General features: G+C 69.5%; 8 protein-coding genes. All 8 read right to left on the bottom strand.

What is annotated here, in order from left to right:
- Nucleotides 1-13 precede the first annotated feature (13 nt).
- Nucleotides 14-577 carry an SRPBCC family protein gene (locus ACWDNU_RS06490; protein ID WP_449668023.1) on the bottom strand — a complete coding sequence of 188 codons (564 nt, stop codon included), beginning with the start codon at nt 575-577 and terminating at the stop codon, nt 14-16.
- A gap of 31 nt (nt 578-608) precedes the next feature.
- Nucleotides 609-1,313: a PIG-L deacetylase family protein gene (locus ACWDNU_RS06485; protein ID WP_449668022.1), complete on the bottom strand. Its 705-nt coding sequence runs from the start codon at nt 1,311-1,313 to the stop codon at nt 609-611.
- 87 nt (nt 1,314-1,400) lie between these two features.
- A complete protein-coding gene (locus ACWDNU_RS06480) occupies nt 1,401-2,657 on the bottom strand; it encodes an aspartate aminotransferase family protein (RefSeq protein ID WP_449668021.1) in 1,257 nt (418 codons plus the stop codon).
- Nucleotides 2,658-2,681: 24 nt separating this feature from the next.
- Nucleotides 2,682-6,839 carry an AMP-binding protein gene (locus ACWDNU_RS06475; protein WP_449668020.1) on the bottom strand — a complete coding sequence of 1,386 codons (4,158 nt, stop codon included), beginning with the start codon at nt 6,837-6,839 and terminating at the stop codon, nt 2,682-2,684.
- Between the two features lie 13 nt (nt 6,840-6,852).
- The gene (locus ACWDNU_RS06470) at nt 6,853-7,686 is read right to left on the bottom strand and encodes a transglutaminase domain-containing protein (RefSeq protein ID WP_449668019.1); all 834 of its coding nucleotides are present in this window, start codon (nt 7,684-7,686) and stop codon (nt 6,853-6,855) included.
- Between the two features lie 30 nt (nt 7,687-7,716).
- Complete coding sequence (locus tag ACWDNU_RS06465) at nt 7,717-8,997, bottom strand: ATP-grasp domain-containing protein (RefSeq protein WP_449668018.1); 1,281 nt, start codon at nt 8,995-8,997, stop codon at nt 7,717-7,719.
- 10 nt (nt 8,998-9,007) lie between these two features.
- Entirely contained in the window at nt 9,008-10,237 is a 1,230-nt protein-coding gene (locus ACWDNU_RS06460) for an MFS transporter (protein ID WP_449668017.1), read from the bottom strand.
- A gap of 269 nt (nt 10,238-10,506) precedes the next feature.
- Nucleotides 10,507-11,568, bottom strand: a complete 1,062-nt coding sequence (locus ACWDNU_RS06455; RefSeq protein WP_370933285.1) for a ParB/RepB/Spo0J family partition protein — start codon at nt 11,566-11,568, stop codon at nt 10,507-10,509.
- Nucleotides 11,569-11,625: the final 57 nt, after the last annotated feature.

Raw genomic sequence — 11,625 nt, 5'->3', positions numbered from 1 at the left:
GCGGCCGGCCCGGTCAGCTGTGCTGTTCACACGCCTTCTTGATCTCGGCCAGCGTCGACTCCATCGAGTGCTGCAGGTGGTTCCTGCGGTTCCGCACGTTGTCCAGTCGCTCGTTCTCGGCGACCTCCTCGAGCAACATGCGGTAGAAGGGACCGACCAGTTTCATCGTGTGGCTCTGCGTCAGCACGCAGCCGGAGCCGTCCTCCCGGATGGTGAAGGTCCAGGTCTGGTCTCCCGGCTGCGAGCCGCCGACCCACTGGGTGTCCGGCCCGGGCCGGCCGGCGCAGAAAGCAAGGACGGTGAACCCGAACTCGCGGGCCGGCGTGGCCGCGATGACCTCGCACTCACTGGTCCATTCCGCCTCGTCCTCGCGATTGAAACCGTGGAAACGGGAGCCGGGCCGCCCGGGCGGGCCGCTCAGCCACTCGCCGCCGCGGCATTCCGGGGACCACTCTCCCATTCTGGTGATATCGCTTACCATTTCGTAAACCCGCTCGGCAGAGCAGTCGATGGCGACCGAGGCGGTCAGCTCCCAGGACGCCGCGAAGGCGTCAGTCAGCTCGTCTGTCATGCTCATGATGATTTCCTTTGTGCTCGAAACTACGACGTCACAGCATTTCGAACGCGACTCCGGGACGGCCCGAAAACCGCGGCGCGACCTCCATCGAAAATTTTCGCAGCATCGCTTCGACCTCGTCCGGCGTCGTGCCGAGGTGATCGAGATAGACGCGGTGGGCAAGCAAGGATTGGACACCGCTTTCGAACCATTCGCCGGTGTCGACGGCGTGGGTGTTGTCCGGCGAGCCGAGCAGCGCCAGGTAACGCACGCCCGCCCACGGCTCCTCGGCCAGATCACGGAACACCCAGCCGTTCGCCGCGTCCCGGACCGCGTCGATTCCGGCCTGCCCCACCGCGCGATGGTCGGACATGTTGAGCATGCCGTTGCCGCTGAATTCCCGATGGCTGCCGATCACGACCAATTCGGGCCGGTGCGCCCGGATCGCCCGCGCGATGTCCCGGCGGAGCCCGAGTCCGTATTCGATCATTCCGTCGGGATAATCCAAGAATTCCACGACGGAAACACCGACGACCGCGGCCGCGGCGATCTGCTCCTCGACCCGGATTTTCCCGGCCTGTTCCGGCGGCAAACCGCCCAGTCCCGCTTCGCCGCGACTGGCGATCAGATACACCACTTCTTTGCCCTGCGCGGTCCAGCGGGCAATCGGGGCGGCACCCGGATATTCGACATCATCGGGGTGCGCGACCACCACCAACGCGGAATTCCAATCCTCGGGAAACTCGATGAGATCCACTCGCATTTTGTAACACATTCCCCTCGCGCTCGACCAGGTGTGCAGATAAATGCGCACCGGTTCACTTCTTCGGCATTCGGCGAACTGTCAGGCCGCCGCCGCGCGCACCGCCACCGACCACAACGCCACGGCTTCGTCGATCTGTTCGGCCGTCACCACGAGGGCGGGGATCATCCGGACCACGTTGCCGTAGGCGCCACAGGTCAGCAGCAGCAACCCGAGATCGGCCGCGGCGCGCTGAACCCGTTGCGCGGCACCAGGATCGGGTGCTCCGTCCGGTCCGCAAAACTCGTTGCCGACCATCAGGCCGAGCCCGCGCACGTCGGCGAGACCCGGGGTGCCCTCAGCCACCTCCCGCAATCCGGCCAGCAGCCGCTGGCCCTGCTCCGCGGCGTTGCGCACCAGGCCTTCGTCCCGGATGACGTCCAGGGTCGCCAGCGCGGCGGCGCACGACACGGCATTGCCGCCGTAGGTGCCCCCTTGGGAACCCGGCCAGGCACGGGCCATGAGCGCGGCGGGCGCCGCGATGGCGGACAACGGAAATCCGCTGGCCAGTCCTTTCGCGGTGATCAGGATGTCCGGCACGCTCCGGGAGCCATGCTGGTGCGCCCAGAACTCGCCGGTCCGGCCGAACCCGCTCTGCACCTCGTCGACGACCAGCAGCATGCCGTGCCGGTCGGCTCGCTCGCGCAGCCCGTCGAGGAATCCCGGCGGAGCGGGCACGTAGCCGCCCTCTCCGAGTACCGGCTCGACGAAAATGGCTGCAGTCTCTTCGGGAGCGCTCGTGGTCGCGAGCACGTGGTCCACGCCCGCCAGCGCGTGGTCGACCGCCTGGTCCTCGGACATCCCGAGCCGGAAGGCATACGGGAACGGCGCGACGGCGACGCCGGACATCAACGGACCGATGCCGGCCCGAAATCGCGTGCCGGCCGTCGTCAGCGCGGCGGCCCCCATAGTCCGTCCGTGGAACGAGCCGTCGAAGACGATGACGTTCTGGCGGGAGGTCGCATGCCGCGCCAGCCGCAGTGCCGCCTCGACCGCTTCGCTGCCGGAACTGACGTAGAACAAGGTGTCCAGTCCCGCGGGCAGCACCTCGCCGAGCCGCTCGGTCAAGGTCAGCAACGGCTCGTGGAGAACCGTCGTGTATTGCCCGTGCACCAGTGTCGCCGCCTGCCGTTGGGTGGCCTCCACCACTCGCGGGTGGCAGTGCCCGGTGCTGGTCACCCCGACTCCCGCGGTGAAGTCGAGGTAGCGGCGACCGGCGGCGTCGAAGAGGTGCACACCCGCGCCGCGTACCGCGACGACGGGCGTGGCTTGCTTCAGGATCGGGGACAGCTGCGACATGAATCTCCTCGGGAAGTGCTGCGGTCAACGGGGTCGGCTCGGGGCGAGCGCGGATTCGAGGAAACCGGCGCGCTCGGCCCAGGACAGCGCGGCCGCCCACCACTGCAGGGTCGGCTCCGCGAAACGCACCCCTGCCCGAGCCAGCGTCGATGTCGTGTACGAGGAATCGACGACGACGTTGCGGTCCGGCAACTGGGACCAGGCTGCTGCCTGCCGGGCGGCGTTCGGGTGCCACTCCTCGACGCGGCCGATCGCTTCGGCGAAGGCGTCGTCGTCGACGAGCGTCACCGGGTAACCGCAGTCGCTGAGCCAGCCGACGAGTTCGTCGTGAGGCAGTTCGTGCGGGGTTTCGACGTGGTAGGTGCCGGGGGCGGTGTGCGGATGCAGGGCCAGTACGGAAATACCGGCCGCGACGGTGTCCGCGTGGGAAAAGGCGAACCTCGTCCTCGGTCGGCGCGGCGCGGCGCGAGCCAGGAGGTAGCCCCTGATCACCTGATAGACGCGGTTGTCGGAAACGTTGTGCTGGAACGCTCCCGTGCGGCTGTGCGCGGCGATGTGCCCGCTGCGGTGGACGAATGCCTGACCGCCCGCCGCCCACGCCCGGATGATCTTCTCGGCGTCGAACTTCGACCGCTCGTAGGAATTGTGGAACCGCTGCCCGATGTTCAGATCGGTCTCGCTGAAACCCCGGGCCGGCCCGTCGAGATATCCCGCGACCGACAGCGTGGAGACGTGGTGGAAACGCACTCCTTCGGTTTCGGTGTCCAGCCAGTCGAGCAGCCGGCGCACGGCCGCGGTGTTCGTCCTCGCCAGCTCCGCCGGAGCGGCGACGAGCCGTACGTCGGCGGCGGCGTGCATCACGATCCGAACGTCGCGCACCGCGGCGCGCCCGGCGGCGGACAGGCCCAGCCCTTCCTGGGTGATGTCGCCGGCGACGACGTCGACGCCGCGGTCGCGAGGGGCCAGCCTCCGTGCCGCATCGCCGTCGTCGCCGCCTCGGACGAGACAGGTGACCCGCGCGCCGCGTGCGGTGAGTTCGGTGAGCAGGTGACTGCCGAGGTAACCGGTGGCGCCAGTGAGCAGTACCCGCGCGGGCTCGTTGACGACCCGGCAGACCGAAGGGGCCCGATCCGGCCCCGGGTACATCACCTGGCCGGACGGCGACGGCACCGCCGTCACCGCCGGGCCCGCACCGGCATCCGCCGCAGCGGCCACCGCGTGCCCGAACGCGGCCATGATGTGTTCAGCACCGCGCCGGGACAACGCCGGAACGGCATAGACGAGATCCGCGACCAGCCTGCCCTCCACGATCCGGGCGGTGAGGTGCAGGCGGTGCGGAGGATCGCCGCTCGGGCACCGCGCGACACCGGGCGACTCGGCGGCGACGGTCCAGCGCAGCGACGGCTCGTCCGGAAGCCGGAAGGCGCCGAGGAAGTTGAAGCCGATCTTCGGGCGGGTGCCGCCGACGTCCATCGGCAGCGGCGGGGTGTCCCGCACCTGCCGTTCCACCTGGTCCACCCGCTCCCCAAGGCGTTCCGCGCAGACATCGGCTCGATCCAGTTCGACCCGCTTCACCGCGGTGAACCAGCCGACGGTGTCCAGGTGCTCGACGGACTCGACGTCCCGGCCGTGTGTCTCCACCTCCACGGTCAGGCTGGACCGGCGGAACCAGTCGGACGCCGCACCCGTGAAAACCGCGAGCAGCGCCGCCTCCAGTCGCTGAGCGCTGCCGAAGCGCGCGGTGAGAGCAGCGGTGGCTGATTCGTCCAGCGCCCAGCTCAACGCGGCCGGGGTGGTGCCGGTGTTCCGGCTGCCGGTCTCCGGTTGCGCGGGCGCGTTTCCGTGCGGCGCGCGAGTCGCGGCCCAGCGGTAGAAATCGCCGGTGGGCGGCAAATCCGCCCGCTCGCCGGCCAGCGCGGCCCGGTAGGCGACCGCGAGATCGTCGAGCAGGATCCGCCAGGACACGCTATCGATCGCGAGATGGTGAACGATGACGGCCAGCCGGTCGTGCACCCCTGCTTCGCCGCGGAACAAATGGACCCGCACGAGGCGCCCGGCGGCGGGCAGCATGCTCCGCTGCACCTGGGTGCAGACCCCTTCCACGAAAACGGCGACCTGGTCCGATTCCGTCGGGAGCTGGGAAAACGTCACGACATCGAGGTCGGCCACCGCGCGCGCACGTGCCGCGGGGCCATCCGGACCGACGGGCCGGCGCAGCGCGGAATGGCGCTCCAGCACCGCGCCGACGGCCTCGCCGAGCGCCGCGCCCTCGACCCGCCGGCCACAACGCAGCAGCACCGCCTGGTTCCACAGCTGCGGTTCTTCGACACCTTGCTGGTAGAACCAGCGCTGCGCCGGGGCCAGCACTCGCCGGTCCGGCCCTGCCCGCCGCGGTCCGGCGTCGTTCTGGACCGGGGCCGCCGCGCCGGCGAGCGATCGTGGCGTCGGATTGAGGTAGAAATCCTCGAAGGTGACCCGGTATCCCCGCCGGCGCAAGAACGCGATCGTGCGCATCGCGAGGATCGAGTCGCCGCCGAGCGCGAGCACGTCGGCGTCGGCGGCGAACTCGGGCAGCCCCAGCGCACCCGCCCAGAGACCGGCGATGGCGTCGGCGAGCAGCGAGTCAGCCGGATCTCCGGCCCGGGTCAGCGCGGCACGTTCCGCGATGACCTCGTCGAGCACCGCGAGGACGCGGGAACGGTCCAGCTTTCCGCTCGGTCCCGCGGGAAAGCTCGGCAGCGCCACGATCGGCATCGGCACCGCGTAGCCGGGGAGCTTTTCGCGCAGGTGCGCGTGGAGTGCGTCCGGCACTTTCGCGTCCGCTCCGGCCAGCCGCACCGCGGCGAGCAACTGGTTGCCCGCGGGCGACGGCCGGGCGAGGACCACCGAGCCGGTGACGTCCGGCCATTCGTCGATGGCCCGCTCGACCTCGGCCGGATCGACCCGGAAGCCGCGGATCTTCACCTGCCGGTCGGCTCGCCCCAGGAAAACGAGCGCACCGTCGCGGCGCCGCCGGCAAATGTCGCCGGTGCGGTACATCCGTTCGCCGCCGTGCCGCACGAAGGACCGCGCGGTCTCGTCGGGCCGGCCGAAGTAGCCAGTGCTGACGCCGGGACCGCCGATCAGCAGCTGACCGGCTTGGCCGTCGGCAACCTCGCACCCGTCCTCGTCGACCAGTTTCACGACCCCTTGGCCGAGAGCCGTGCCGATGGGCACCGTCGATTCGTCGGCAGGCAGTTCCGCAGCGGAGGTCGCGACGAAACAGGTCGCGCCGATCGTCGTCTCCGTCGGTCCGTAGTGATTGACGACCCGCTCGGCGACTGCCGTGTCGAACAACTCAGCGGCGAACGACCGGGACAGCGCCTCGCCGCCCAGCAGCACGGTGCTCAGCGTCAAGGCCCCGGCGGGCCGCCCCTCCAGCAAGATTTTCAAGTGCGTGGGGGTGGTCTTCAGCATCGTCACTCCGGCTCCGCGCACGGACAGCCAGAACGCCTCCGGATCGCGCGTTCGCGAATCCGGCACGATGTGCGCGCGTCCGCCAGTGACCAGCGCGAGCAGCCACGAGGTGTGGCCGAGATCGGCCGCCAAGGTGGTCAAATGCGCCACGCACGGCGGCTCGGCGGCAGTCAGCCCGAGCCGGTCCCGCAGCGCGTGTGCGTAATGCACGACGTTGGCATGGCTGACGGCGACTGCCTTGGGCGCGCCAGCCGAGCCCGAGGTGAACGAAAGGTAGGCCAGGTCGGTGCTCACCGGAAGCTCGACCGTCGCCGGGTCCGTTGGCGCCATTCCGGCGAGCAGGTCGACGTCCACGACCTCGGCGGGCCAGCCGTCCGGAGCCGGCACGGCTGGTCCGCTGGTCACCACGCAATCGGCCGAGATCGCGGTCATTCTGCGGCGCAGTTCGGTTTCGCTCCACTCGTCGCTCGCGACCACCGCCGCGGCTCCCGAGCACAACACGCCGTACAACAGCAGGCAAAGACGCGCGTCTCGCGGCCCGAGCAGGACTACGCGTCGCCCCCGCCCGGCGCCTCGTTCATTCAGCCGTGCCGCGACGTGCGCCGCTAACCGCGCGAGAGTCCGGTAATCGTAGGAACGGGTGTCGTCGCTGAGCGCGATCCGGTCGGGATGGGCCGCCGCCCGCATGCCGAGCAGCTCAGGAATCGAAGCGGGGTATGTGTTCACGAGGTCGGGGTTCTCACTCGGCCCGGAGGGCCGGATGCGCTGAGCGGAGCCGTCGCACGTCCTCGAGCGGACCTCCGATGGCGCTGATCTTCGCCGCGTTTTCCAGCAATGCCAGTTCGTCCGCGCTGAGTCGCTCGTACGGCACCTTCATGATTCCCCATTCGTCCCAGGGAAAACACTCGATCCCGTTCAACGCGGCCAGATCGCGCACCACGGTCGGCCCGATCACCGGCAGACCGCGGCGGCGCAATCCGCTCACGATGAACGTTTCGGGATCGCGCGTTCCGGCGCAGCAGTCCAGCCAGGCCTGCCCGGCCACCACGAACCGGTCGCGCGGCACGTCGACGGGATCGAAGTCGATCCGGTAATCGTGCATCGCCGAGCCGCCGACCTGCGCATCGGCCAGCCGCCAGCCGTGCTCGGCGGTCCAGTACTCGACCACCCAGTGGTCGTCGAACAACCGAGGCGCGCCGAAAATCCAGTTGTAGTTTCCGAACCCGCCCCGGACGCGAGCGGGCACGCCCCGGTGCCGCAGCATCGAAACCAGCAGCACGCAGAAATCCCGGCAGGTCGCGCCGAAGCGATCCTCCGGCGGCCGTTCGGCGAAACCGCCGAGCAGCGCGAGAATTTCCCTGACCTCGCGCGTCTCCCCTTCCGCATAACGCTGGTCCGACAGCATGACGCCGAAGCGCCACAACGCGCCGTCGCGATGCATCGCGACGTTCTGGATCAGCGTGATCAGCTCCGCCACGTCGTCGGGGATGTCCGCGTACCACCCGGCAAGGTCGCCCGGATCGGTGATTTCCGTTTGCTGCCGGTAAAAATCCAGCTCGTTCCCGAATGCCATGTTCGTCAGACCTTTCCGTCCGCGGACGCCTCAGCGCGGATCATGCTGGGGTGCCGCGGTTTCCGGCTCCAGCTCGTAGAAACTCTCGCCGTCGAGATAGTTGATCGTGCCCGCGTCCCGCAGCACGGTTTCCTCGGAATCGTGTTCCAGCAACACCAGCAACGGCAGCAGATCGGTGGTGGTGCGCACGATCCGCTCGCCCGGCTTGACGAAAACGAGCACCTCGCGGAAGCTCTCCAGCTCCCGGATCCGGTCCAGGTGCCGGTAACCGCGCAACGTCCCCTCGACCGGGGAGGCCATCGGCACGATCGCGAAATGGCGGCCGGCCGGGTAATCGCCGCCGGTGCGCTGATGGAACCGGCGCGGGTTCAGGTAAGCGTCCACCGTCAGGTCGATCTGGGACTCGCCGAGCACCTCCCTGGCGAAAGACGGAACCCGTCCGCCGCACAGCCGCGCGCCCACCTCGACCAGAGCCGGGCCGTCCTCGGTCATCTTGATGTCAAGGTGCGCCGGGCCGTGCCGGATGTCCAGCGCGTCCAGCACCCGGCCCGCGTAGTCGGCGAGCCGGTCCTGCACCTCGCCGCGGCGGCGCATCAGGTGCACCTGGTTGGCGAAGTCGATGATGCCGTTCACCGAAATCCGCGCGGTGCGCCAGATGTCGGTGACGTGCCGCTTGCCGTCGCGGCTGACGGTGTTGACCGAGTATTCGGTGCCGCGAAGGTATTCCTGCGCGACGACGCCGGCGTTGCGCTCGGAGTAGAGATTGACCGCGCCCACGACCTTGTCGAAGGCGGCGGCCGATTCCTCCGGCGTGTCACAGAAGTGCAGCCCGTCCCCGCCGGTGGACCGCAGCGGCTTGATGACGATCCGGCCGCCGATCGAGCGGTGCCAGGCGAAGACTTCTTCTGCCGACTCCGGGCGGAGTTGCCGCATCGTGGTCAGTCCCGCGCGCCGGACCGCTTCGATCATGGCGTACTTGTCCCGGCGGGCCTCGCTCAGCTCGACGCCGTTCGTCAGCAATCCCAGACCGGCACTGAGCCGGTCGGCGAGTTCGATACCCGGTTCTTCGCCGGCCACGACGGCGATCGGCTCGTGCGCCCGGCACTTCGCCAGGGTGGCGGCCAGGTCGCCGTCATGGACGATGTCGTCCACATAGTCCGCGCGGTCCACCGGCCGGCTCTGGAACAGCGCCGGAACCACCGGGCTGCTCTGCACCCTGACCAGATCGACGCCCGCGCCGCGGAACTCGTCCGCCAGCGCCTTCGTCGTACCGTACGCGTCGACCACGACGACCCGGCGTGCTGATGACATCGTTCGATCCTCATTTCTCTGCTTCGGCGGGAACCGGTTCCCCGGCCGGTGCGGCGGGTTGCTCGGACTCCGGGCGATTCGCCTTGATCAGCCCGCGCAACGGGCGCGAGGCGAGCAACCCGACGAGGACGCCGACGCCGCCGATCACCACGAAGCTGACTTGGTGCGAGCTGTGGTCGTACACCAGCCCCGCCAGCGGCGGCCCCAAAGCGTTGCCCGCCATCACCGCTGTCCCGAAAAGACTCATGACCATGGCCCGCGAGCCGGAAGGGGCCAGCGCGCCCGCGACCTGAGCGAGCGCCGAGAACGCCGGGGAGATGAGCGAAGCCACGGGGATGAACGCGACGAGCAGCCAGCGCCAGTCGGCCCAGATGCCAATGGGGAGCATGAAAAGCCCGACGGCGACGACCACGGGAGCCGGCGCCCAGCCGCGCTTGCGGCCCCCGTAGGCCAGACCGCCGAGGAGCGAACTGGCCGCGCACACCGCCATCACCGCGCCTGCCCACGCAGTCTGCCCGGCCGACTTCAGCGTTGCCAGCAGGGCGACGTCGCTGCCCGAGGTCATCACGCCCACGGCGGCCACGCAAGCGAACACCAGGATCAGCTTGGCGCTCAGGATCGACCGGGCTCCCCCGCCCGCGGTGGCGGACGTCGAATGTTCCGCGGGGAGCTTGCGGCCCGCCAGCAGGGCACCGGACAGCACGAACGCCGCGCCCACGACCACAATCGCGGCCGTGTTGCTCACCTGGGTGGCGATCACCACGGCCGCCGCCGGCGCGAGCAGCACCGAGAAGGCGGTCAGCATCGAGCTGAGGGCGAACGCGGTGTGGCTGCGGTCCTCCGGAACGAGAGCGCTGACTGCCAGCCGCGTGATGGTGCCGCCGGACACTACGAACATCCCCGCACCGAACGCGGCCACCGCGAGCACCGGGAACGGCATGGCCACGAGGCACCCCCAGAACGCCCCGTGGACCATGGTCGCCGCGATGAAGATCGGCCGCAGGCCCCGCCGATCCATGAGCCTGCCCTGCAACGGCGAGCCGATCGCCATGCCCGCCATCCACAGCGCGACGACGAGACCGGCGGCGCCGAAGTTACCGTTCCGCACCTCGGTAGCGGAATAGAGAGTGAGCACCACGGGCGCCGCGGTGCTCGGGAGATTCAGCAGCAGACCCAGCATCAGGAACGCGGCGAAGCGGGGAATCGACAGCACCCGGCGATAGGCGTTGAGGTCGATCATGAAGATCCTCCGAGATCGCGAAACTGGGCTGATAAAAGAACTGTCGATCAAACAGCGGGCGATTCCCGCGCACTTGCCGGCGCGCCATCCGGACGAGAACGGATGGCGACGTCATGATTATCGGCTTCGCGCGCGCCTGTCCACTTTTTGCCAAGCAGAAAAGCTTTTCCGCCGAAACCGGCGCCAAGCCATTTCCCGTGGTGCCGGTTTCGGCGGTGTTCGACTGCCCGATTCAGTCAGTCGAACACCGCGCGGAATTTCCGGGTTCCCTATTTGGCCTTTTCCTCGACCGCCATGGCCACCTGACGCTCGAGCCGTTCCGCGAAAACCTGCCAGACCGCCGCGCATTCACGCGCGACCCGAACCACCGTCTCACGTTGGTGCGAGGGCACCCTGCGCACCATTTCGTCCCATTGGCCGTCGTCGACCGCGACACAGCCGATGTAGCGCAGCAACGACCGGCCGGCATCGGTGAGCCGCAAAGACGGATCCCGAGCGAGCAGCGCGACGAATTCGGCCGACGAGGCGTCCCGGGGCCCGCCCCGGCGGGCTCCCCGGCCGCCCTTGCGCCGAGCCCGTTGCTCCTCGATCGGGCTCACCCCCGGCGGATATTCCGCCGGGGCACGGCGGGCCTCGACGGCCGGCCCGCAGGCCGTGTCCGGTTGCTGCTGACGGGGGGTCAGCGGGTCCTCGCCGCGAGCGAGCCTTGCCCGCACGTCTCGCGCGGTCGACGGCGATATGCGGGCCTCTTTCGCGATGTCGCGCAAGGAAGCCCTCGGGTTCGCACTGATCACCGCGGCAGCTCGTCTGCGTGCCTCGGCGCCGTCCAGCGGACGCAGCCTGCCATCCCGGCCGACCCGGGCGTTCGACTGCCCGATCCGGACAGTCGAACACGCCCGGATCGTCGCGACCGTGCTCGGCGACAGGCCGGTGACCGCCGAGACGCGCCGATCCGACCAGGCCGGATGAGAGGCGATGATCCGGGCGGCGGCGACCTTGCGGTCGGCCGCCGACAGCGGCAGGCCGTGCGCGTGGTTGAGCTCGACGGCCAGCGCGAAGGCATCCAGGTCGTCGCCGCTGAAAAACACCGCGTCGATGGTGCCGTCGCCGCGCAGGACGGCCGCCTTGAGCCGGTGCATCCCGTCGATGACCCGCATGGTCGCCCGGTGGACGACGATCGGGGGCAACGCGCCCTCCGTCTCGGCGAGCAGCTTCACGTGCTCGGCCTGCACGCCGCCCGTACGGGGCGAATCCCCGCTCACCAGCCGGTCGATCAGCACCTTTTCCGGTGCGGTGGACAAACCAGGTCTTCCGATCAGCAGTCCATGCACGTCGCGTCTCCTCCCTCAGCCGCGGCGGAGCCCGACAGCCGCCGACCCCGGCTCGAC

This window comes from Amycolatopsis sp. NPDC003676 (assembly GCF_053587275.1).
This window is presented reverse-complemented; position numbering and strand designations above follow the sequence as displayed.

Coding starts and splice junctions, on each gene's coding strand:
- ACWDNU_RS06480 (WP_449668021.1), bottom strand. CDS start 2,657: ATGTCGCAGCTGTCCCCGATCCTGAAGCAAGCCACGCCCGTCGTCGCG.
- ACWDNU_RS06460 (WP_449668017.1), bottom strand. CDS start 10,237: ATGATCGACCTCAACGCCTATCGCCGGGTGCTGTCGATTCCCCGCTTC.
- ACWDNU_RS06470 (WP_449668019.1), bottom strand. CDS start 7,686: ATGGCATTCGGGAACGAGCTGGATTTTTACCGGCAGCAAACGGAAATC.
- ACWDNU_RS06465 (WP_449668018.1), bottom strand. CDS start 8,997: ATGTCATCAGCACGCCGGGTCGTCGTGGTCGACGCGTACGGTACGACG.
- ACWDNU_RS06490 (WP_449668023.1), bottom strand. CDS start 577: ATGAGCATGACAGACGAGCTGACTGACGCCTTCGCGGCGTCCTGGGAG.